This is a genomic window from Amycolatopsis plumensis, assembly GCF_042652605.1.
In the GTDB taxonomy this organism is placed as follows: domain Bacteria; phylum Actinomycetota; class Actinomycetes; order Mycobacteriales; family Pseudonocardiaceae; genus Amycolatopsis; species Amycolatopsis plumensis.
In genome coordinates this window covers 1,141,088-1,164,824 of sequence record NZ_JBHSJY010000001.1, presented here as the reverse complement: position 1 = coordinate 1,164,824, position 23,737 = coordinate 1,141,088, and the positions used below count along the sequence as shown (strand labels likewise).

Here is a 23,737-nt window from a genome sequence, read left to right as displayed (position 1 = left end):
CGTGACTACCTGAAGAAGGTGACCTCGGACCTGGCGCGCACCCGCGCCCGGCTGCGGGAGCACGAGGAGCGGGCGCACGAGCCCATCGCCATCGTGGGGATGAGCTGCCGGTACCCGGGCGGGGTCCGGTCGCCGGAGGACCTGTGGCGGCTGGTCGCCGACGGCGCCGACGCGATCGGCGGCTTCCCCGAAGACCGCGGCTGGGACCTCGGCGCCCTGTTCCACCCCGACCCGGACCACCCCGGCACGTCCTACGCACGCGAGGGCGGCTTCCTCCGCGACGTCGCGGACTTCGACGCCGAGTTCTTCGGGATGAGCCCGCGGGAGGCCCTGGCGACCGACCCGCAGCAGCGGCTGCTGCTGGAGACGGCCTGGGAGGCGATCGAACGGGCCGGGATCGACCCGCGCTCGCTCGCCGGCAGCCGGACCGGCGTGTTCGCCGGCGTCATGTACCACGACTACGGCGCCCGGCTGCGGACCACGCCGGAAGGGCTCGAGGGCTACCTCGGCAACGGCAGCGCCGCGAGCATCGCGTCGGGCCGGGTCGCCTACACGCTGGGGCTCGAGGGCCCGGCCGTCACGGTCGACACGGCCTGCTCGTCTTCGCTGGTCGCGTTGCACTGGGCCGTCCAGGCGCTGCGCAACGGCGAGTGCGAACTGTCGCTGGTCGGCGGGGTCACGATGATGCCGACACCGGGCACGTTCATCGAGTTCAGCAGGCAGCGGGGACTGGCCGCCGACGGCCGCTGCAAGTCCTTTTCGGACGACGCCGACGGCACCGGCTGGGGCGAGGGCGTCGGGATGCTGCTGGTGGAACGCCTTTCGGACGCCCGCGCCCACGGCCACCCGGTGCTGGCCGTCGTGCGCGGCACCGCGCTCAACCAGGACGGCGCGAGCAGCGGTCTCACCGCGCCGAACGGCCCGTCGCAGCAGCGGGTGATCCGGGCGGCCCTGGCCGACGCCGGTGTCGGACCGTCCGATGTGGACGTCGTGGAGGCGCACGGGACCGGGACGACCTTGGGCGATCCGATCGAGGCGCAGGCGCTGCTGGCGACCTACGGTCAGGACCGGACCGCGCCGCTGTGGCTGGGCTCGATCAAGTCGAACATCGGCCACACCCAGGCCGCGGCCGGGGTGGCGGGAATCATCAAGGTCGTGCAGGCGATGCGGCACGAGGTGCTGCCGCGGACGCTGCACGTGGGCGAGCGCTCGTCGCACGTGGACTGGAGTGCCGGGGCCGTCGAGCTGCTGACCGAGCCGGTGCCGTGGCCGGAGAACGAGCGCCCGCGCCGGGCCGGGGTGTCGTCGTTCGGGGTGAGCGGGACGAACGCGCACGTGATCGTGGAAGAGGCCCCGGCCGGTGCGGAGCCTCCCGCGGACGCCGGGGACGCGGTGGTGCCGTGGGTGCTGTCGGCGCGGTCGCCGGAGTCGCTGGACGAGCAGGCGGCGCGGCTGGCGTCGTGGGTGGCGGAGTCGCCGGTGCGGCCGGTGGACATCGGCCACACGCTGGCGACGGGCCGGGCGATGTTCGAGCACCGGGCCGCGGTGGTGGGTTCTGACCTGGCGGACCTGGCCGCCGGGCTGGGCAATCCCGTGTGCGGGGTGGCCGATGTGGTCGGCCGGACGGTGTTCGTCTTCCCGGGGCAGGGTGCGCAGTGGGCCGGGATGGCCACGGAGCTGCTGGCCGGTTCCCAGGTGTTCGCGGCGCGGATGCGCGAATGTGCCGACGCGCTGGCCGAGTTCGTGGACTGGTCGCTGCTGGACGTGCTGGCCGATGCGGAAATGCTGGACCGCGTCGACGTGGTCCAGCCGGTGTCGTTCGCGGTGAACGTCTCGCTGGCGGCGTTGTGGCGGTCCTATGGGATCGAGCCGGACGCGGTGGTCGGGCATTCTCAGGGTGAGATCGCGGCGGCGTGCGTGTCGGGTGCGTTGTCACTGGCGGACGCGGCGCGCGTGGTGGCGTTGCGGAGCCGGGCGATCGGCGCGGTGCTGTCGGGTAAGGGCGGCATGGTGTCGATCGCGCTGCCCGAAGCCGCCGTCCGCGACCGCATCGCCCGGTGGGAGCCGCGGATTTCGGTGGCCGTGGTGAACGGTCCGTCGTCGGTGGTGGTGTCGGGGGAGCCCGGTGCCCTGGACGAGCTGGTGGCCGCGTGCGAGGCCGACGAGGTGCGGGTCAAGCGGATCGCGGTGGACTACGCCTCGCACTCGGCGCAGGTGGAGGAGCTGAAGACCCGGCTGCCGGCCGACCTGGCCCCGATCCGGCCACAGTCCGGGAGTGTGCCGTTCTTCTCGACGGTGACGGGGGACTGGCTGGACACGGCCGGGCTGGACGCCGGGTACTGGTTCACGAACCTGCGGGAGACGGTCCGGTTCGAACCGGCGGTCCGCGCGCTCGCCGAAGCCGGGTATGCGGCGTTCGTCGAGGTCAGTTCGCACCCGGTGCTCACGATGGCCGTGCAGGAGACCTTGGCGGACGCCGGTCCGTCGGTGGCGGTGGGAACGTTGCGGCGCGGCGAAGGCGGCCTGGAGCGGTTCCTGACGTCGGTGGCCGAGCTGCACGTGCGTGGCATCAGCCCCGACTGGGACGCGGTGTTCGCCGGGCACGACCCGCGGCCGGCCGACCTGCCGACCTACGCGTTCCAGCGCCGCCGCTACTGGCTCGACGCCACCGACGGCGCGGGTGACGTGGCCGGTCTCGGCCTCGCGGCGGGCGGCCACCCGCTGCTCGGCGCGGCGACGACGCTCGCCGACTCCGACGGCCTGCTGTTCACCGGCCGGCTGTCGCTCCGGTCGCACCGGTGGCTGGCCGACCACGCCGTGCTCGGGACGACCCTGCTGCCGGGCGCGGCCCTGGTCGAGCTGGCCGTCCGCGCGGGCGACGAGGTCGGCTGCGACCGCGTCGCGGAACTGACGCTCACCGCCCCGCTGACCCTGCCGGAGCACGGCGGCGTCCGCCTGCAGGTCATGGTCGGCGCCCCGGAGGAGAACCGGCGCTCGATCGCCATCTACTCCTGCCCGGAAGACGCCGGCGAGTGGCAGCTGCACGCCACCGGAACCCTGGCCGCCGGCACCGGGGCACCGGCGCCGGAGCTCGCCGAATGGCCGCCCGCGGGGGCCGAACCGGTGGCGGTCGACGACTTCTACGACCGGACCGCCCGGTCCGGCTTCGCCTACGGCCCGGCGTTCCAGGGCCTGCGCGCCGCGTGGCGGGCCGGTGCCGACGTCTGCGCCGAGGTCGACCTGCCCGAGGACCTCACCGGCGCGTTCGCCCTCCACCCCGCGCTGTTCGACGCGGCCCTGCACGCCGCCGCGCTGCTGCGCGAGGAGACGACGGCGGCGTTGCCGTTCACCTGGTCCGACGTCACGATCCACGCCACCGGCGCCGGCCGGCTGCGCGTGCGGCTGACCAGGACCGGTCCCGACGCGCTCACGCTGCTCGCCACCGACGAGACCGGGGCGCCGGTGCTCACGGTCGGGACGCTCGTGCTGCGCGAAGTCGCCGAGGAACAGCTCCGCGACGGGGGAGTGCCGAGGGACGCGCTGTACGGCATCGACTGGCAGCCGGTGACCTCGCCGGCCGACCCGGTCGAGCGCGTCGCGGTCCTCGGCGTCGATGCCGGTGTGTGGCCGTCCGCCGAGACGTACTCGGGTCTGGCGGAGCTGGCGGCGGCGATCGACGCCGGTGCCGCGGTACCGGAGCTGGTGGTGGTTCCCTGCCTGGGCAGCGACTCCGGCGACCTGCCCGAGGCGGCCCACGCGGCCACGCTCGCCGCACTCGAAGCCGCGCGTGCGTGGCTGGCCGACGACCGGTTCGCCGGCAGCAAGCTCGCCTTCGTGACCAGCCACGCGGCCGGCCCCGGCGCGACCGATCTCGGGCACGCCCCGCTGTGCGGCCTCGTCCGGTCCGCGCAGGAGGAGAACCCCGGCCGGTTCCTGCTGATCGACGTGGACACCCCGGCCGGGCTGCCCGCGGCCGTCCGGTTCGGCGAACCGCAGGTCGTGCTGCGCGGCACGACGGTCACCGTGCCGAGGCTGGGCCGGCGGACCGCGGCGGCGGGCGAGCCCGGCTTCGGGTCCGGCACGGTCCTCGTGACCGGCGGCACCGGCGTGCTCGGCACCGTGTTCGCCCGGCACCTCGTACGTTCGTGCGGAGTCCGGCACCTGCTGCTCACCAGCCGCCGGGGCCGGACGCGCCCGGCGCCGCGGACCTGGTGGCCGAGCTGCGCGACCTCGGCGCCACCGTCGATCTCGCCGCCTGCGACCTCACCGACCGCGGCGCGCTCGCGGACCTGCTCGCGGGCGTTCCGGCGGACCGCCCGCTGTCGGCCGTCGTGCACGCCGCGGGCGTGCTCGACGACGCGCTGCTGACCGCGCTGACGCCCGAACAGGTCCACTCGGTGCTGCGTCCCAAGGTCGACGCGGCCTGGCACCTGCACACCCTCACCCGGGAAGCGGAGCTGAGCGCGTTCGTGGTGTTCTCGTCGGCGGCCGGGATCCTCGGCGCGGCGGGGCAGGCCCACTACGCGGCGGCCAACGCCTTCCTCGACGCGCTGGCCGAGCACCGGTGCGCGGCCGGCCTGCCCGGGAAGTCGCTCGCGTGGGGCTTCTGGGACGAAGCGAGCGACATGACCGGCGCGATGACCGAGGCCGACCGGGCCCGGCTGGCGCGGGGCGGCGTGCTGCCGCTCACCGCCGCCGAGGGCACCGCGCTGTTCGACGCCGCGCTCGCCTCGGGCGAACCGGTGCTCGTGCCGGTGAAGCTCGACCTCGCGGCGGTGCGGCGGCTCGACCCGGTGCCCGCCCGGCTGGCCGGGCTCGTCCCGGTCCGGCGTCGCCGCGTCGACCCCGTGGCCGCGCGATCCGGTTCGCTCGCCGGCCGGATCGCCGCGCTGTCCACCCAGGACCGTGCCGCCGTGCTGGCCGACGTCGTGCGGGAGCAGGTCGCCGCCGTGCTCGGCTACGACGGCACGCAGGCGGTGGACCAGGAGAAGGCGTTCAAGGAGCTCGGCTTCGACTCGCTGACCTCGCTGGAGCTGCGCAACCGGCTCGCCGCCGCGACGGGATTGTCCCTCCCGGCGACCCTGGTCTTCGACTACCCGAACACCGCGGTGCTCGCCGGGTTCCTCACGCGGGAGCTCACCGGCGGGGACGCGCCGGCCGCGCCTCGGCAGCGGGCGGCCGCCGCCGACGACCCGATCGCGATCGTGGGGATGAGCTGCCGCTTCCCGGCGGGGTGCACACCCCGGAGGACCTGTGGCGGCTCGTCGCAAGCGAGCGTGACGCCGTCGCCGAGTTCCCCGCCAACCGCGGGTGGGACGTCGCATCGCTGTACGACCCGGACCCGGACGCCTCCGGCAAGACCTACACGCGCACGGGTTGTTTCCTCGACGAGCCGGGCGGGTTCGACCCCGCGTTCTTCGGTGTCTCGCCGCGGGAAGCGACCGCGATGGACCCGCAGCAGCGGCTGCTGCTGGAGACGGCCTGGGAGGCCGTCGAACGGGCCGGGATCGATCCGCGCTCGCTCAAGGGCAGCCGGACCGGCGTGTTCGCCGGGCTCATGTACTACGACTACTTCACCCAGCTCGAATCGATGCCCGAGGGGCTCGACGCGCACCTCGGCATGGGCAACGCGGGCAGCGTCGCCTCGGGCCGGATCGCCTACACGCTCGGGCTCGAAGGACCGGCGATGACCGTCGACACGGCGTGCTCGTCGTCGCTGGTGGCGCTGCACCTCGCGGCACAGGCCCTGCGCCGGGACGAGTGCACCCTCGCCCTGGTCGGCGGCGCGACGGTCATGTCGACCCCCTCGCTGTTCGTCGAGTTCAGCAGGCAGCGGGGACTGTCGGCCGACGGCCGCTGCAAGTCCTTTTCGGACGACGCCGACGGCACCGGCTGGGGCGAGGGCGTCGGCGTGCTGCTGGTGGAGCGGCTGTCGGACGCGCGGCGCAACGGGCACCCGGTGCTGGCCGTCGTCCGCGGTTCGGCGGTGAACCAGGACGGCGCGTCGAACGGGTTGACGGCGCCGAACGGCCCGTCGCAGCAGCGGGTGATCCGGGCGGCCTTGGCCGACGCCGGTGTTGAAGCGTCCGATGTGGACGTCGTGGAGGCGCACGGGACCGGGACGACCTTGGGTGATCCGATCGAGGCGCAGGCGTTGCTGGCCACGTACGGGCGGGACCGGGAACAGCCGTTGTGGCTGGGCTCGGTGAAGTCGAACATCGGGCACACCCAGGCCGCGGCCGGGGTGGCCGGGATCATCAAGGTGGTGCAGGCGCTGCGGCACGAAGTGCTGCCGCGGACGTTGCACGTGTCGGAGCCGTCGTCGCACGTGGACTGGAGCGCGGGAGCCGTCGAGCTGCTGACGGGTTCGCGGGAGTGGGCACGCGGCGAGCGCGTGCGGCGGGCGGGCGTGTCGTCGTTCGGGGTCAGTGGCACCAACGCGCACGTGATCCTGGAGGAGGCGCCGGACGGCGTCGAGCCGGTGCCGGACCAGGGCCCGGCGGTGGTGGTGCCGTGGGTGCTGTCGGCGCGGTCGCCGGAGTCGCTGGAGGAGCAGGCGGCACGGCTGGCGTCGTGGGTGGCCGAGTCGCCGGTGCGGCCGGTGGACGTGGGCCACACGCTGGCGACGGGCCGGTCGATGTTCGAGCACCGGGCCGCGGTGGTGGGCTCGGACCCGGCGGATCTCGTTACAGCGCTGCAGAATCCGGTCCGTGGCGTGGCCGATGTGACCGGCCGGACGGTGTTCGTCTTCCCCGGCCAAGGCGCGCAGTGGACCGGAATGGCCGTGGAGCTGGTGGAGTCTTCGCCGGTGTTCGCGGCGCGAATGCGTGAGTGTGCCGACGCGCTCGCGGAGTTCGTCGACTGGTCCCTCCTCGACGTGCTCGCCGACGAGGAGATGCTGGAGCGGGTCGACGTCGTGCAGCCCGTGTCGTTCGCGGTCAACGTCTCACTGGCGGCGTTGTGGCGGTCCTACGGCATCGAGCCGGACGCCGTGGTCGGGCATTCGCAGGGTGAGATCGCGGCCGCGTGTGTGTCGGGTGCGTTGTCACTGGCGGACGCGGCGCGCGTGGTGGCGTTGCGGAGCCGGGCGATCGGCGAGGTGCTGTCGGGCCGGGGCGGCATGGTGTCCGTTGCGCTGCCCGAGCAGGCGGTGCGGGAGCGGATCGCCCCGTGGGAGCAGCGGATCTCGGTGGCGGCGGTGAACGGCCCGTCCTCGGTGGTGGTCTCGGGCGAGCCCGGCGCGCTGGACGAGTTGATGGCCGCGTGCGCGGCCGACGGCGTCCGGGCCAAGCGGATCGCAGTGGACTACGCGTCGCATTCGGCGCAGGTCGAGGCCGTGGAGCAGCGGCTGGCCACCGACCTCGCCCCGATCCGGCCGCGGTCCGGGACCGTGCCGTTCTTCTCGACCGTGACCGGCGACTGGCTGGACACGGCCGGGCTGGACGCCGGGTACTGGTACACGAACCTGCGGCGGACCGTGCGGTTCGAACCGGCGATCCGCGCGCTCGGCGAGGCGGGGCACGCGGCGTTCGTCGAGGTGAGCGCCCACCCGGTGCTGACCATGGCGGTGCAGGAAACCTTGGAGGAAGCCGGTCCGTCGGCTGCGGTGGGCTCGCTGCGGCGCGGCCATGGCGGCCTGGACCGGCTGCTGACCTCGGTGGCCGAACTGCACGTGCGCGGCATCAGCCCCGACTGGGACGCGGTGTTCGGCCCGCACCGGCCGCGCCGGGTCGACTTGCCGACCTACGCCTTCCACCGCCGCCGCTACTGGCTCGACGTCCCGGACCGGCCCGCGCCGGCCGCGGACCCGGTCGACGCCGAGTTCTGGGCCGCGGTGGAACGCGCCGACCTGCCGTCGCTGGCCGGCGAGCTGGCCGTGCCCGAGGACGAGCTGGGCGCGGTGCTGCCCGCGCTGACGTCGTGGCGGCGACGGCGCCGGGAAAGCGCGACCGTCGACTCGTGGCGGTACGAGATCACCTGGCGGCCGGCGGCCGTCCCGGCGGCGGTCGTCACCGGGCACTGGCTCGTCGTCACCGGCGGCCACGTGCCCGAACCGATCCTCGCCGGAACGCGCGAAGCCCTGCGCGGCAAGGGCGTCGACGTGACCGTGCTGGCGGTCACCGACGTCGACCGCGACGCCCTCGCGAAGCTGCTCGGCGACCTGGAAGTGACGCCGGACGGCATCGTCTCGCTGCTCGCGCACGACGAGCGCGCCCATCCGGTGTTCTCGTCGGTGTCGCTCGGGCTGTGCGGCACGGCGGCGCTGATCCAGGCGCTGGGCGACGCGGGCATCGACGCACCGCTGTGGCTGACCACCTCGGGCGCGGTGACGACCGGCCACGGCGACCCCGTCGGACACCCGGCGCAGGCTCCGGTGTGGGGGCTGGCGCGGGTCGCGCGGATCGAGCACCCCGAACGCTGGGGCGGCGTCGCCGACCTGCCCGAGGAGTTCGGCGAGCCGGCGCGCGAGGCGTTCGCCGCGGCCCTCGGCGGTTCCGAGCGGGCCGTCGCCGTGCGCGCGGCGGGCACCTTCGTCCCGAGGCTGACGCGCGCGGTGAGCAAGACCGCCGGGCCGGACGCCGGCTGGGCGGCCGGGGGCCGGGTGCTGATCACCGGCGGTACCGGCGCCCTCGGGGCGCGGGTCGCCCGCTGGGCCGCCGAGCACGGCGCCGCCCACCTGGTCCTGGTGAGCCGGCGCGGTCTCGACGCCCCGGAGGCCGAGGCCCTGCGGACCGAGCTGACCGGCCTCGGCGCCGAGGTCACCATTGCGGCGTGCGACGTGGCCGACCGCGAGCAGCTCGCCGGACTGGTGCGCGACGTCACCGCCGACGGCCCGCTCACCGCGGTCGTGCACACGGCGGGGGTGCTCGACGACGGGGTGCTCGACTCGCTCGCCCCGGACCGGTTCGAGCACGTGCTGCGGCCGAAGGTCGCCGCGGCGCGGAACCTGCACGAGCTGACCGCGGAGTTCGACCTGTCCGCGTTCGTCCTGTTCTCGTCGGCCGCCGGCACGCTCGGCAACGCCGGGCAGGCGAACTACGCGGCGGCGAACGCCTACCTCGACGCGCTGGCCGCCCACCGCCGCGGCCTGGGGCTGGCGGCCTGTTCCGTCGCGTGGGGGCAGTGGGGTGGCGGCGGTCTCGCGGAGCAGAGCACGCGCCAGGAGTCGTTGCGGCGCGGTGGTTCCTCGCCGATGGATCCCGCGACGGCGCTCGCCGCGCTGGACCGGGTGCTGGCCGACGGCGCGGGGTTCGCGCTGGTCGCCGACGTCGACTGGGCCCGTGCCGCCGCGGACGCGGGCGACTCGCTGGTCGCCGACCTGCCCGAGGTCAGGCGGGCCCGGCAGGCCGCGCCGCCGGTGGAGCGGGACGAGCCGGGACGGTTCGCCGGCCTGCCGCCCGCCCAGCGGGCGCCGGCGCTGCTCGACCTGGTGCGTTCGGCGGCCGCCGCCGTGCTCGGCTACCGCACCGCGGCGGAGGTGCCGGTCGATCGCGCGCTGCGCGACCTCGGCTTCGACTCCGTCACCGCGATGGAGCTGCGCAACCGGCTCGCCGCGGCGACCGGCCTGCGCCTGCCGACCACCCTCGTGTTCGACCACCCGTCCGCCGGAGCGCTCGCCGGGTACCTCGGCGCCGAGCTGTTCGGCGGCCCGGAGACCGCCGAAGACGGCGAGGAGGCGCGGCTGCGCGCCGCGCTCGCGTCCATCCCGCTGGCCCGGCTGCGCTCGGCCGGGCTGGCCGACCTGCTGCTCGACCTCGCCGAAGGCGGCGAACCCACCGACCGGAAGAACGAGAACGGCGAAGACGCGGAAGCGGCCGCGCCGGTGGACTCGATCGACGACATGGACGCCGACCGGCTCATCGCGCTGGCCCTGGACGGCGGACCGACCTCGTGAGCCCGACCCCGCGACCGACCCCGCGTGCCGATACGGAGAAAGCGATGCCGAACCCCGCTGACAAGATGGTCGAGGCGCTGCGTGCGTCGCTCAAGGAGGTCGAGCGGCTGCGCGAGCAGAACCGGGAGCTGGTCACCGCCGCGAACGCGCCGATCGCGATCGTCGGGATGAGCTGCCGGTTCCCCGGCGGCATCGGCTCGCCCGAAGACCTGTGGGAGGTGCTCGCCGAGGGCCGCGACGTCATCTCCGGCTTCCCCGCCGACCGCGGCTGGGACCTCGGCGCGCTCTCCGGGCCGGGGCACGCCCGCGGCGGCGGGTTCCTCTACGACGCGGCGGACTTCGACGCCGGGTTCTTCGGCATCGCGCCGCGGGACGCCCTCGCCATGGACCCGCAGCAGCGGCTGCTGCTCGAAGGCGCGTGGGAAGTGCTCGAGCGGTCCGGGATCGACCCGGCGAGCCTGCGCGGCAGCCGGACCGGCGTGTTCGTCGGGCTGATGACCCAGTACTACGCCTACGTCCGGCGGGACTGGGACGAGGACCTGGCGGGCCGGTTCCTCGCCGGCAACGCCTCGTCGGTCGCCTCGGGCCGGCTCTCCTACACCTTCGGCTTCGAAGGGCCCGCGATCACGGTGGACACCGCGTGCTCGTCGTCGCTGGTGGCGCTGCACCTCGCCGCGCAGGCGCTGCGGCAGGGCGAGTGCTCGCTGGCGCTGGCCGGCGGGGTCACGGTGATGGCCACCCCCGGTGCGTTCCAGGAGTTCAGCGAGCAGGGCGGCCTGTCGCCGGACGGCCGCTGCCGGGCGTTCGCGGCCGGGGCGAACGGGACGGGCTGGAGCGAGGGCATCGGGATGCTCGCGCTCGAACGGCTGGCCGACGCCCGGCGCAACGGCCACCCGGTGCTCGCCGTCGTCCGCGGTTCGGCGGTGAACCAGGACGGCGCTTCGAACGGCCTCACCGCTCCCAGCGGCCCTTCGCAGCGCCGGATGATCGCCGCAGCGCTGGACAACGCGGGTCTCAAACCGGCCGACATCGACTTCGTCGAGGCCCACGGCACCGGCACCACGCTCGGCGACCCGATCGAAGCGCATGCGTTGCTGGCCACCTACGGCAAGGACCGGCCGGCCGGGCAGCCCCTGCGGCTCGGCGCGGTCAAGTCGAACCTCGGGCACACCCAGGCCGCCGCCGGGGTCGCCGGCGTGATCAAGACCGTGCTCGCGATGCGGCACCGGCAGCTGCCGAAGACGCTGCACGTGGACGAGCCGTCCCCGCAGGTCGACTGGTCGGCGGGGGACGTGCGGCTGCTCACCGAGGCCGAGCCGTGGCCGGAGACCGGCAAGCCGGCCCGGGCCGGGGTGTCGGCGTTCGGCGTCGGCGGCACGAACGCCCACGTCGTGCTGGAGCAGGCGCCGGAGGAGGAAGCGGAGACCGGGGTCACCCCGGTGTCCTCGGTGGTGCCGTGGCTGCTTTCGGCCAAGACACCGGACGCCCTCCGCGCACAGGCGGGCGCTCTGCGATCCATTGTGGACACCGAAGACCCGGCTGCGGCGGGCTTCGCGCTGGCCTCGACGCGGGCGCGGCTGGAGCACCGCGCGGTGGTCCTGGCGGCCGACCGGGCCGCGGCGCTGGCCGCGTTCGCTGCCGGTGAGCCGGTTCCCGGCGTGGTGTCCGGCGCGGTGGCGGAGGGACGCACGGCGTTCCTCTTCTCGGGCCAGGGTGCGCAGCGGCTCGGTGCCGGGCGGGAGCTGTACGACTCGTTCCCGGTGTTCGCCGAGGTCGTGGACGTCGTGTGTGCGCACGTGGACGGCTTGCGTGCGGTGATGTTCGGCGAGGATGCCGAGCTGTTGAACCAGACGAAGTACACGCAGGCGGCGTTGTTCGCCGTCGAGGTGGCGTTGTTCCGGCTGGTCGAATCCTGGGGCGTTCGCCCGGACTTCCTTGTCGGGCATTCGATCGGTGAGCTGGCGGCTGCGCATGTCGCAGGGGTGTTCTCCTTGGAGGACGCGTGTGCGCTAGTGGCGGCGCGTGGCCGGTTGATGCAGGCCCTGCCCGCCGGTGGGGTGATGGTGGCGCTTCAGGCCACCGAGGCGGAGGTGTCGCCGCTGCTGGTCGAGGGTGTTTCGCTGGCGGCGGTGAACGGCCCGTCGTCGGTGGTGCTCTCCGGTGACGAAGCTGCGGTCGCGTCGGTCGTGGAGCGGTTCGCGGACCGGAAGTCGCGCCGGTTGTCCGTGAGCCACGCGTTCCACTCGGCGCGGATGGAGCCGATGCTGGAGGAGTTCCGTCGGATCGCGGAAACCCTTACCTATCAAGTTCCTTCGATTCCGGTCGTGTCGAATGTGACCGGAACCTTGGCCGAAGAGCTGACTTCGCCGGAGTATTGGGTCCGGCACGTGCGGGGAACGGTTCGGTTCCACGACGGTGTGACCTATCTGGCCGAGCAGGGCGTGACTCGGTTCCTCGAGCTGGGTCCGGATGGTGTGCTGACCGCGATGGCGGCGGAGTTCGTTGAGGGCACGCTGGTGTCTGCGCTGCGGAAAGACCGGGCCGAGGAAGAGAGCCTGCTGACCGCGGTGGCCTCGTTGTATGTTGCCGGGCAGGACGTCGACTGGACGGCGCTGTTCACCGGTGCCGCCCGGGTCGACCTGCCCACCTACGCCTTCCAGCACCAGCGCTACTGGCCGGACGCCGACGACACCGCCGCGCCGGTCGACTTCGCGCCGGGCACCGTCGTCGACGACGCGTTCTGGAGTGCCGTCGACCGCGCCGACCTCGACGCGCTCGCCGAGACCCTGGAACTGTCCTCGCCGGAGCAGCGGTCGTCCCTCGCCGCGATGGCCCCCGCGCTCGCCTCGTGGCGCCGGCGCACCCAGACGGCGTCCACAGTGGAATCCTGGAGCTACCGGGTCCGGTGGAAGCCGGTGCACCAGGCCCGCGCCGACACGGTCGACCTACCGGGCCGCTGGCTGCTCGTCGTGCCGCCTGCCGAGGCCGCCGCGGGCCTCGTCGCCGACGTCGAGGAAGCGCTGCGCGAGCACGGCGCCGAAGTCGTGCGCGTTCCCGGCGATCCGGACCGCCTCCGCGAGGTGGCCGCCGGCGCGGCCGGTGTCCTCTCCCTGCTCGCGTTGGACGAAACCCCCACCGGGGACGCCGGGGTTTCCCGCGGCCTCGCGGGCACCCTCACCCTGATCCAGGCCCTCGGCGACGCCGGGGTCACGGCGCCGCTGTGGTGCGCCACCAGCGGCGCGGTCTCCGTCGGCCGGTCGGACCCGCTGACCCACCCCGGACAGGCCGCGACCTGGGGGCTCGGCCGCAGCGCGGCGCTGGAGCACCCGGACCGCTGGGGCGGGCTGATCGACCTGCCCGCGACCCTCGGCCGCCGGGATCGCGCCCGGCTCGCCGCCGCCCTGCGCGGCCTCGACGGCGAGGACCAGCTCGCCGTCCGGCCCTCGGGCACGATGGTCCGCCGGCTCGTCCCGGCGACGGACGCGGGCGCGGAACCGGCCGGCGGCTGGCAGCCGGCGGGGACCACGCTGATCACCGGCGGCACGGGTGGTCTCGGCGCGCTCCTCGCCCGGTCGCTCGCCGAACGCGGCGCCGAACACCTCGTGCTGGCCGGCCGCCGCGGTCGCGACGCGGCAGGCGCGGCCGAGCTCGAAGCCGACCTGATCGCGCTCGGCAGCGACGTCACGATCGCCGCCTGCGACGTCGCGGACCGGGACGCGGTCGCCGCGCTGCTGGCCCGCATCGACACCGCGGACCGGCCGCTGCGCTCGGTGGTGCACGCCGCGGGCGCCACCCGGTTCACCCCGCTCGCCGAGACGACCGTGTCCGAGCTGTCCGATCTGCTGGCGGGCAAGGCCGACGGCGCGCGGCACCTCGACGAGCTCCTCGCCGACCGGGAGCTGGACTCGTTCGTCCTCTTCTCCTCGATCGCCGGCGTCTGGGGCAGCGGCAACCAGGGTGCCTACGCGGCGGCGAACGCGGTCCTCGACGCGCTGGCCACCCACCGCCGCGGCCGCGGCCTCGCCGCGACGTCGATCGCCTGGGGGCCGTGGTCGAGCGCCGGCATGGCCGCCGACGACGCGACCGAGGCCGAACTGCGGCGGCGCGGGCTCGGCGCGATGCCGCCGTCGCTCGCCCTCGCCGCGCTCCTGACCGCCACCGGCCGCACCGAGCCGGCGCCGGTCGTCGCCGACGTCGACTGGCCCGCGTTCGTCACCGGGTTCACCTCGGCCCGGCCGAGCCCGCTGCTCGCGGACCTGCCCGCCGCCCGGGAACCGGCGGCCGGCGGCACTCCGGGACAGCCGTCCTCGTGGCGTGACGAACTGGCGGCCCTCCCGGCGCCGGAGCGGGAACGGCGCCTGCTCGACCTCGTGTGCGCCGAAGCGGCCACTGCCCTCGGGCACGCCTCGGCGGACGCGGTCGACCCGGCACGCGCGTTCCGCGACCTCGGTTTCGACTCGCTCTCCGCGGTCGAGCTGCGCAACCGGCTCGCCGCGGCCACCGGGCTCGAACTCGGCGTCGGCCTCGTCTTCGACCACCCGACCCCCGCCGAGCTGGCCCGGCACCTGCGGGCCGAGCTGGAGGGGGCGATCGAGCCACCGCCCGCCGCGGCACCCGTGACGCGGGCCGTCGCGGAAGACGAGATCGCCATCGTGTCGATGGCCTGCCGCTTCCCCGGCGGGGTGGGCTCGCCCGAAGAGCTCTGGCAGCTGGTGGCCGACGGCACCGACGCGGTGGCCGGCTTCCCGGTCGACCGGGGCTGGGACCTCGCGGCGCTGTACGACCCCGAGTCCACGCGGCCGGGCACCTCGTACGCGAACACCGGCGGCTTCCTCTACGACGCCGGCGAGTTCGACCCGCTGTTCTTCGGCATCTCGCCGCGCGAGGCACTGGCGATGGACCCGCAGCAGCGGCTGCTGCTCGAAGTGTGCTGGGAGGCGGCCGAGCGGGCCGGCATCCCGCCGGCCACCCTGCGCGGCGGCACCGGCGGGGTGTTCATCGGGGCGTCGTCGTCCGGGTACGCGGCGGGCGCGTGGGACCCCGCCGACGAGGCGACGGCGCACCTGCTCACCGGCACGTCGTCCGCGGCGCTGTCCGGCCGGATCGCCTACACCTTCGGCATGGAGGGCCCGGCCGTCACGGTGGACACCGCGTGCTCGTCCTCGCTGGTGGCGCTGCACCTCGCGGCGCAGGCGCTGCGGCAGGGCGAGTGCTCGCTGGCCGTGGTCGGCGGTGTGACCGTGATGGCCGGGCCGGGCGGGTTCATCGAGTTCAGCCGGCAGGGCGGGCTGGCCAGGGACGGCCGCTGCAAGCCGTTCTCGGCCGCCGCCGACGGCACCGGCTGGGGCGAGGGCGTCGGCGTCCTGCTCGTCGAACGGCTTTCGGACGCGCGGCGCAACGGCCACCCGGTGCTCGCCGTCGTCAAGGGTTCGGCGGTGAACCAGGACGGCGCGTCCAACGGCATGACGGCGCCCAACGGGCCGTCGCAGCAGCGGGTGATCCGGCAGGCGCTGGCGAACGCGGGTCTCGAACCGTCCGATGTGGACGCGGTTGAGGCGCACGGGACCGGCACCACGCTCGGCGACCCGATCGAGGCGGAGGCGCTGCTGGCCACCTACGGCCGCGATCGGGACGTGCCGCAGTGGGTCGGCTCGGTCAAGTCGAACCTCGGGCACACCCAGTCCGCGGCCGGTGTCGCCGGGATCATCAAGATGGTGCTCGCGATGCGGCACGGCGTCCTGCCGAAGACGTTGCACGCCGAGACGGCGACCCCGCACGTCGACTGGTCGGCAGGCCACGTGCGGCTGCTGACCGAGGCACGGGACTGGCCCGAGACAGGCCGCCCGCGCCGGGCCGCCGTGTCGTCCTTCGGCCTCAGCGGCACGAACGGCCACGTCATCCTCGAACAGGCCCCCGAGGAGCAGCCGCGGCCCGAGGTCGCGCCCGTGGGTTCGCTCGTTCCCCTGGTCGTGTCGGGTCGTGGTGGCTCGGCTCTGCGGGCCCAGGCCGCCCGGTTGCTGTCGTTTGTGGACGGTCGGCCGGAACTCGGTGTGGCGGAGCTGGGTGCGGCGCTGGTGTCGTCCCGTGCAGTGTTCGAGGACCGCGCGGTGCTGCTGGCCTCCGACCGGTCGGAGGCGTTGGCCGGGCTGGCTTCGCTGGCCGCGGGCGAGTCGCCGGTCGGCACGGTTTCGAGCGGTCGTTCGGCGTTCCTCTTCTCCGGCCAGGGTGCGCAGCGGCTGGGTGCCGGTCGTGAGTTGTATGACTCCTTCCCGGTGTTCGCCGACGCGGTGGATGCGGTGTGCGCGCATGTGGACGGTGAGCTGGATCGTCCTTTGCGTGAGGTGATGTTCGGCGAGGACGCCGAGTTGTTGAACCAGACGGTGTACACGCAGGCGGCGTTGTTCGCCATCGAGGTGGCTCTGTTCCGGTTGGTCGAGTCGTGGGGTGTGACCCCGGATTTCCTGGTCGGGCATTCGATCGGCGAACTGGCGGCGGCCCATGTTGCGGGTGTGTTCTCGCTGGAGGACGCGTGCGCCTTGGTGGCGGCGCGTGGCCGGTTGATGCAGGCCCTGCCGACCGGTGGGGTGATGGTGGCCGTGCAGGCCACCGAGGCCGAGGTGGTGCCGCTGCTGGTCGACGGTGTGTCGCTGGCGGCGGTGAACGGCCCCTCGTCGGTGGTGCTTTCCGGCGATGAGGATGCGGTCGAGTCGGTCGTGGAGCAGTTCGAAGGCCGGAAGACTCGTCGGTTGTCGGTGAGCCATGCGTTCCACTCGGCCCGCATGGAGCCGATGTTGGAAGAGTTCCGCCGGATCGCGGAAACCCTTACCTATCAAGCCCCCTCGATTCCGGTGGTGTCCAATGTGACCGGAACCTTGGCCGAAGACCTGACTTCGCCGGAGTACTGGGTCCGGCACGTGCGCGGAACGGTCCGCTTCCACGACGGCATCGGCTACCTGGCCGAGCGGGGGGTGACCCGGTTCCTGGAACTGGGGCCGGACGCTGTCCTGACCGCGATGGCCGCGGAGTCCGTCGAGGGCACGCTGGTGTCCGCGCTGCGCAAGGGCCGGGCCGAGGAAGAGAACGTGCTGGCGGCGCTGGCGTCGCTGTACGTCGTCGGGCAGGACGTCGACTGGACGGTGTTCTTCACCGGCACCGCCCGGGTCGACCTGCCCACCTACGCCTTCCAGCACCAGCGTTACTGGATCGACGCGGTGCCCGCCGCCCGGGCCACGGCCACCGCGGAATCCCCGTACTACGAGGAGCGGTGGCAGCCGTTGGCCGCCCGTACCGCCGAACCGGGGCTGCCGTGGCTGCTCGCCGTCCCCGAGGACGAAACCGCCCACTGGATCGCGGAACTCCTGAACCGGCAGGGACTCGAGGCCCGGACCCTGCCCGTCGGTCCGGGCGACGGACCGGCCACCGTCGCCGAGCGGCTGCGGGACGCGGCCGCCGGGGAACCGGTCGCCGGAATCCTGTCGCTCGTCGCGTTCGGCCCCGCCGCGGGGCTCCCGGCCACCACGGTGCTGCTCCGCGCACTCGACGACGCCGGCCTCGACGGTCCACTGTGGTGCGCCACCACCGGCGCCGTCTCGGTCGGGGACACCGACGACGTCCGCAACCCCGCGCAAAACGGGATCTGGGGTCTCGGGCGGGTCGCCGCGATGGAGCGGCCGGACCAGTGGGGCGGGCTCGTCGACCTCCCGGCCCGGATCGACGACGGCGCGGTCGCCGCGCTGGCCGCCGTCCTGACCGCCCCCGGCGGCGAGGACCAGCTCGCCGTCCGCGACGCGGGGCTGTTCGCGCGCCGGCTCGCGCACGCCGAGCTCGCCGACGCGCCGGACACCGAGCTGTGGCGGCCGAGCGGGACGGTCCTCGTCGTCGGCGGCACCGGCGCGCTGGGCGCGCAGACCGCGAAATGGGCCGCCCGCACGGGTGCCGCCCACCTCGTGCTCACCAGCAGGCGCGGGCCCGCCGCCCCCGGCGTGCCCGAGCTGACGGCCGAGCTCGAAGAGCTCGGGGCCGAGGTCACCGTCGTGGCCTGCGACGCGGCCGACCGGACCGCGCTCGCCGAGGTACTGGCCGCCGTCCCCGCGCAGCACCCGCTGACCGCGGTCGTCCACGCGGCCGGCGTCGTCGACGACGGCGTGCTCGCGTCGCTGACGCCCGAGCGGCTCGCCGGTGTCCTCGGCCCGAAGGTCGACGCCGCCCGCCACCTCGACGAGCTGACCGACGCGCTCGACCTCGACGCGTTCGTGCTGTTCTCGTCGTTCGCGGGCACGTTCGGCGGGCCGGGACAGGGCGCCTACGCCGCCGCGAACGCCACCCTCGACGCGATCGCGCAGGCCCGCCGCGCCCGCGGACGGCGTGCGACTTCGATCGCGTGGGGGCCGTGGGCCGGCGGCGGGATGGCCGCCGAGCAGTCGGCCGCCGAACGGCGGCACCGCACCGGCATGACCCCGCTGACGCCGGAAAAGGCGTTCACCGCCATGCGGCGTGCGGTGACCGACGGCAGGCCTCTGCTCGCCGTCGTCGACGTCGACTGGTCGCGGATACCGCCGATCCCGCTCGTCGCCGACCTGCCCGAGGTCGCGGCGGCGGCCGAGCGGGCGAAGTCCGCGGCCGCCGAACCCGCGCTGCGCCGCGAACTGGCGGGCCTGACGGCGGCCGAGCGGACCCGCCGGGTCCGCGAGCTGGTCGCCGCGCAGGTCGCGCGGGTGCTCGGCTTCGCCTCCGGGGACGACATCGGCGTGTCGAAGCCGTTCTCCGACCTCGGCTTCGACTCGCTGACCGCGATCGAGCTGCGCAACGCGCTCGGCGCCGCGGCCGGGCTGAGCCTGCCCGCGACGCTGATCTACGACTACCCGACCACCGCGGCCCTCGCCGACCACCTGCGCGACGAGCTCACCGGCACCGCCGCCGAGGAGATTTCGGTCGCCGCGGCCGCGGCCGACGAGCCGATTGCCATCGTGGGGATGAGCTGCCGGTTCCCCGGCGGTGTCGACTCGCCCGAGTCGCTGTGGCGGCTGCTGGCCGAGGGCGGCGACGCGATCGCGCCGTTCCCCGCGGAACGCGGCTGGGACCTCGAATCGCTCTACGACCCGGACCCGGACCACGCCGGCACCTCGTACGTGCGGGAAGGCGGTTTCCTCAGCGGGGTCGCGGACTTCGACCCGGCGTTCTTCGAGATCTCGCCGCGCGAGGCGCTGGCGATGGACCCGCAGCAGCGGCTGCTGCTGGAGACCGCGTGGGAGACGATCGAGCGGGCCGGGATCGACCCGCGGTCGCTCAAGGGCAGCCGCACCGGCGTCTTCGCGGGCACCAACGGGCAGGACTACGGCTCGCTGCTGCACCATTCGGAAGACCGGGTCGACGGCTACCTGGCCACCGGCAGCTCGGCCAGCGTCGTCTCGGGACGGCTCTCCTACACCCTCGGCCTCGAAGGGCCGGCGGTGACGGTCGACACGGCGTGCTCGTCTTCGCTGGTGGCACTCCACCTCGCCGCGCAGGCGCTGCGGAGCGGCGAGTGCGACCTGGCCCTCGCCGGCGGGGCGACCGTCATGTCGACCCCGTCGGTGTTCATGGAGTTCAGCCGGCAGCGCGGGCTCTCGACGGACGGCCGGTGCAAGCCGTTCTCGGACGACGCCGACGGCACCGCGTGGGGCGAAGGCGTCGGGGTGCTGCTGGTCGAGCGGCTGTCGGACGCCCGCCGCCACGGGCACCCGGTGCTGGCCGTCGTCCGCGGCTCGGCGGTGAACCAGGACGGCGCGTCGAACGGCCTGACCGCGCCGAACGGCCCGTCGCAGCGGCGGGTCATCCGCCAGGCGCTGGCGAACGCCGGTCTCGAACCGTCCGATGTGGACGTCGTCGAGGCGCACGGAACCGGCACGACCCTGGGCGACCCGATCGAGGCGCAGGCGCTGCTGGCGACCTACGGTCAGGACCGGACCGCGCCGCTGTGGCTCGGCTCGATCAAGTCGAACCTCGGCCACACCCAGGCCGCCGCCGGCGTGGCGGGCGTGATGAAGATGGTGCTCGCCCTGCAGCACGGGTCGGTGCCGCGGACGTTGCACGTCACCGAGCCGTCGTCGCACGTGGACTGGTCGGCGGGTGCGGTCGAGCTGCTGACCGGGGCGCGGGAGTGGGTGCCGGGCGAGCGGGTCCGGCGGGCCGGGATCTCCTCGTTCGGCGTGAGCGGCACGAACGCGCACGTGATCGTGGAAGAACCGCCGCCTGCCGAGGAACCCGAGCGCGACGGCGACACCTTCCCGGTGGTGGCCTGGCCGCTGTCGGCCCGCTCCCGCGAGGCGCTGCGTGCACAGGCCGGATCGCTGGCGGACCGGCCCGCCGCCCAAGCGGACCGTCCGGTGGACGTGGGCCACTCGCTGGCGACAGCACGGTCCTCCTTCGAGCACCGTGCGGTCGTCGTGGGCGCCGACCCGGCCCGGTTGCTGGCCGGCGTGACGGCGCTCGCCGACGGCAGGGCGGGCGCGGTGGAGGGCATCGCGGACGTCGACGGCCGGACGGTGTTCGTGTTCCCGGGGCAGGGTGCGCAGTGGGCCGGAATGGCCGTGGAACTGCTGGAGTCTTCGCCGGTGTTCGCAGCCCGGATGCGGGAGTGTGCGGACGCGCTGGCCGAGTTCGTCGATTGGTCGCTCGTGGACGTGCTGGCCGATGAGGAGATGCTGGCGCGGGTCGACGTCGTGCAGCCGGTGTCGTTCGCGGTCATGGTGTCGCTGGCCGCGCTCTGGCGGTCCTACGGGATCGAGCCGGACGCGGTCGTGGGGCACTCGCAGGGCGAGATCGCGGCCGCGTGCGTGTCGGGTGCCTTGTCACTGGCGGACGCCGCCCGGGTGGTGGCGTTGCGGAGCCGGGCGATCGACGAGTCGTTGTCCGGCAAGGGCGGCATGGTTTCGGTCGCGCTGCCGGAGGCCGCTGTCCGCGACCGCATCGCCCGGTGGGAGCCGCGGATTTCGGTGGCCGTGGTGAACGGCCCGTCGGCGGTCGTGGTGTCCGGTGAGCCCGGGGCACTCGAGGAGCTGATGGCCTCGTGCGAGGCCGACGGCGTGCGCGTGAAGCGGGTGCCAGTCGACTATGCGTCGCATTCGGCGCAGGTGGAGGAGCTGAAGGGCCGGTTGCTGGCCGACCTGGCCCCGATCCGGCCGCAGTCCGGCAGTGTGCCGTTCTTCTCCACGGTGACCGGGGACTGGCTGGACACGACCGAGCTGGACGCCGGGTACTGGTTCACCAATCTGCGGGACACGGTGGTGTTCGCGGCGGCGGTCCGTGCGTTGTCCGGCGCGGGGTATGCGGCGTTCGTCGAGGTGAGTTCGCATCCGGTGCTCACGATGGCCGTGCAGGAGACGCTGGCGGAAGCCGGTCCGTCGGTCGCGGTGGGGACGTTGCGGCGCGGCGAAGGCGGCCTGGAGCGGTTCCTGACGTCGGTGGCCGAGCTGCACGTGCGTGGCATCAGCCCCGATTGGAACGCGGTGTTCGCCGCGCACCACCCCCGGCGGGTCGACCTGCCGACGTATCCCTTCCAGCGGCAGCGGTACTGGCCGACCCTCGCCGTCGGGGCGTCGGCGGCGAAGGCCGGGGATCCCGTCGACGCGGAGTTCTGGGCCGCCGTCGAACGCGGCGATCTCGCCTCGCTGGCCGGTGAACTGGCCGTCGGCGAGGGCGAGCTCGGTGTGGTGCTGCCCGCGCTGTCGACCTGGCGGCGCAAGCAGCGGGAGACCACCACCATCGACTCCTGGCGCTACCGCATCGCCTGGAAGGCGAAGCCGGAAGCACCCGCCCCGGCGCTCGGGTCGCGGGCGTTCCTGGTCGTGGTGCCCGCGGCGCTGCGTGAGCACGAACTGGTGCAAGGCTGCGTCGACGCGCTGACCGCGGCGGGCGGCGAGGTGACCACGGTGGCCGTCACCGGCAGCGACGCCCCCACGCTGGCCGGGCGAACCCCGGACGCCGTGCTGTCCCTGCTGGGGCTCGACGAAGAGCCGGACCCGGCGGAACCGGGGCTGTCCCGCGGCCTCGCCGCGACCCTGCGCCTGATGCAGGCGCTCGGCGAGGCCGGCGGCACGGCGCCGCTGTGGCTCGCGTCCCGGGGCGCGGTGGCCACGCACCGCGCCGATCGCCTCGTCTCGCCGGGCCAAGCGCAGCTCTGGGGGCTCGGCCGGGTGTTCGGCCTCGAGCACCCCGACCGCTGGGGCGGGCTCGTCGACCTGCCCGAGACGTGGGACGAGACCGCGCACCGGCGGTTCGCGGCCGTCCTGTCCGGTGTGGACGGTGAGGATCAGGTCGCCGTGCGCGACTCCGGGGTGTTCCTGCGCCGGCTCGTGCACGACCCGCTCGGCGACCGGGTCCCCGGGCGCTCTTGGCAGCCCACGGGCACGGCACTGGTCACCGGCGGCACGGGCGCCATCGGCGGCCACCTCGCGCGGTGGCTCGCCGAGGCCGGAGCCGAGCACCTGGTGCTGACCTCCCGGGCCGGCTCGGCCGCGCCCGGCGCGACCGAGCTCGCGGCGGAACTGGCCGCCCTCGGCGCCCGCGTGACGATCGCGGCCTGCGACGTCGCCGACCGCGACGCGCTGGCGAGCCTGCTGGGCCGGCTCGAGGCCGACGGCGAGCGGGTCCGCACCGTGATCCACGCCGCCGGTGTCTCGACCCCGGCCGTGCTCGCGTCGACCAGCCCGGCCGAGGTCGCGGCCACCATGGCGGCGAAGGTCGCCGGTGCCCGCAACCTCGACGAGCTGCTGGACGGCGAGCACCTCGACACCCTGGTGTTCCTGTCGTCGAACGCGGGGGTCTGGGGCAGCGGCAGCCAGGGCGCGTACGGGGCGGCCAACGCCTACCTCGACGCGCTCGCCGAGCACCGGCGCGCGCGGGGCGTCCCGGCGACCTCGGTCGCCTGGGGCGCCTGGGCCGGCGGGGGGATGGTCTCGGACCAGGCGGACGAGGAGCAGCTGAGCCGCCGCGGTGTCCACGCGATGCCGACCGGGCTGGCGCTGGCCGCGCTGCGGCAGGTCCTCGACCACGACGAGACCTTCGTCGCGGTCGCCGACGTCGACTGGGCCCTGTTCGCGCCCGGCTTCACGATGGCGCGGCCGCGGCCGTTGCTGGACGAGCTGCCGGAGGTCCGTGCGGCGCTCGCGGAGGCGGAGCCCACGGCGGCACCGGACCGGGGCGCGGCGCTCACCGCCGAGCTCGCCGGGCTCCCGCCCGCCCAGCGGCGCGGGGTCCTGCTCGACCTCGTGCGCGACCACGTCGCCGCGGTGCTCGGCCACTCCGCCGGCAGCGTGCTCGACCCGGAACGGCCGTTCAAGGAGCTCGGGTTCGACTCGCTCACCGCGGTCGAGCTGCGCAACCGGCTGACCGGCGCCACCGGGCTGAAACTGCCCGCGTCGCTCGTGTTCGACCGGCCGACGCCGAGCGCGCTGGCCGAGTTCGTCGACGGCGAGCTGGGCGGCGGTGGCGAGCTGTCGGTGCTCGCCGAGCTGGACCGGATCGAGGCCCTGATTTCAAGAATTTCCCCAGATGATGGTGCGCATCCTCTGGTCGTCTCCCACCTTCGGACCATGCTGTCGGTGTTGGGAGAAGGTCAGGACAGGACGGATGGCGCCACCGTTGCGGAAAAGCTCGACTCAGCCACCGATGACGAGATTTTCGAGTTCATCAATAAGGAGCTCGGCAGGTCTTGACTGCTCTTTTTCGGGGGGCCGGGTGGCGGAGCCCCCGGCCCGGGGCGGAGCCCCGGTTGTCACTGCCCTTCACGGCGGAACTTCCGCCGTGCACTCACCAACGAGCTCGGAGGCGAGCCGGCCGCGACCGCGGTTCCGGCTCGCCCCC

1 protein-coding gene and 3 pseudogenes are annotated in these 23,737 nt (G+C 74.6%); all 4 read left to right on the top strand.

The genetic code is table 11. From position 1 onward, the window contains the following. Nucleotides 1-18 precede the first annotated feature (18 nt). Nucleotides 19-4,020: pseudogene (locus ACFPLC_RS05360) on the top strand (type I polyketide synthase); the annotation flags it as partial. Then, a pseudogene (locus tag ACFPLC_RS05355) lies at nucleotides 4,000-4,556 on the top strand (SDR family NAD(P)-dependent oxidoreductase); the annotation flags it as partial. The pseudogenes ACFPLC_RS05360 and ACFPLC_RS05355, both read left to right, overlap by 21 nt. Before the next feature lie 366 nt (nucleotides 4,557-4,922). Then, nucleotides 4,923-9,646, top strand: a pseudogene (locus tag ACFPLC_RS05350) (type I polyketide synthase); the annotation flags it as partial. Nucleotides 9,647-9,891: 245 nt separating this feature from the next. Continuing rightward, nucleotides 9,892-23,589, top strand: a complete 13,698-nt coding sequence (locus ACFPLC_RS05345) for a type I polyketide synthase (RefSeq protein ID WP_378235709.1) — start codon at nucleotides 9,892-9,894, stop codon at nucleotides 23,587-23,589. Nucleotides 23,590-23,737: the final 148 nt, after the last annotated feature.